A 1,353-nucleotide genomic window follows, 5' to 3' on the forward strand; every position below is an offset into this window, starting at 1 on the left:
TCTGCGGACTCGCGGGCCGGTGGTGCCGGCTCGCGAGTCCGCAGAAGTCGCGGTGCTCGAGCGCGGGACCTGCGACTTCTGCGGGGTCGGCGGCGGGGAGCGCGACGGCCGCGTAGCACCGGAGGCGCCAAGCGCAAGGGACCCGCGCGAGCCGGAGGCCCGGCCTAGCGTGGAAGGAGCGGCGCCGCCGGTGGCGGCCCGCGGAGAAGACCGATGCAGAGGAGAGTCATGCCCGCCCTGACCGACACGTTCACGCTGTCCAACGGAGTCGCCATCCCGAAGATCGGGTTCGGCACCTGGCAGATCCCCGACGGCCCCGAGGCCTACGACGCGACGACCGCCGCGCTCGAGGCCGGCTACCGCCACATCGACACCGCCCGCGCCTACGGCAACGAGGCGAGCGTCGCCCGGGCCCTGCGCGACAGCGGCGTCCCGCGCGACGAGGTGTTCATCACCACCAAGCTCCCGGCCGAGGTGAAGGACTACGAGGGCGCGAAGGCGAGCTTCGAGACCACCATGGCGGCGCTCGAGCTCGACCACATCGACCTGTACCTCATCCACGCCCCGTGGCCCTGGCAGGACATGGGCTCCGACCACCGCGAGGGCAACATCGCGGCGTGGAAGGCGATGGAGGAGATCCTCGAGGCCGGTCGCTCGCGCGCCATCGGCGTCTCGAACTTCCAGGTGGCCGATCTGGAGTCGCTGATCGCGGCGACCGACGTGGTGCCGCACGCCAACCAGATCCGCTGGTTCGTCGGCAACACCCAGGACGAGACGACCGCCTACTGCAAGGAGCACGGCATCCTCGTCGAGGGGTACTCGCCCCTCGCGACGGGCGGCCTGCTCGACAACTCCGACATCGGCGAGATCGCCGCGAAGTACGACAAGTCGGTGGCGCAGCTCTGCATCCGCTACCTGCTCGAGAAGGACGTGCTGCCGCTGCCGAAGTCGACGACGCCCTCGCGCATCGTCGAGAACGCCGACGTCGACTTCGAGATCTCGTCCGAGGACCTCGCGCACCTCGACTCGCTCGTCGACACGGAGTCCTGACCCGCGGGCGCCTGCTCCTGACGGTCCGGAGGCCGTCGCACTCGAGCTCGAGTGCGGCGGCCTCCGTCGTCTCGGCGCGTCCTGCGCCGCCTCCGTTCGCGCGTGCGCAGAAGTCGTCGCACTCGACGTCGAGTGCGACAAGTCCTGGCTTCTCGCCGGACTCCTCCGATCGCGGTTCCGCGAGTGTGCAGGAGTTGTCGCGGTCGGTCTCGAGTGCGACGGTCGTCGCGTCGTAGGCCTCGGGGCCGTCGGGGATCTGCCAGGTGCCGAACCCGATCTTCGGGATGGCGACTCCGTTGGACA

Annotated in this window: 1 protein-coding gene; it reads left to right on the plus strand. The window is 70.4% G+C overall.

Going from position 1 to position 1,353, the window contains the following annotated elements; translation table 11 throughout:
* Nucleotides 1–228 precede the first annotated feature (228 nt).
* Nucleotides 229–1,050 carry an aldo/keto reductase gene (locus C5D09_RS16995; protein ID WP_104269830.1) on the plus strand — a complete coding sequence of 274 codons (822 nt, stop codon included), beginning with the start codon at nt 229–231 and terminating at the stop codon, nt 1,048–1,050.
* The last annotated feature ends 303 nt before the right edge of the window (nt 1,051–1,353 follow it).

Source organism: Rathayibacter sp. AY1C9 (assembly GCF_002932315.1).
GTDB lineage: Bacteria > Actinomycetota > Actinomycetes > Actinomycetales > Microbacteriaceae > Rathayibacter.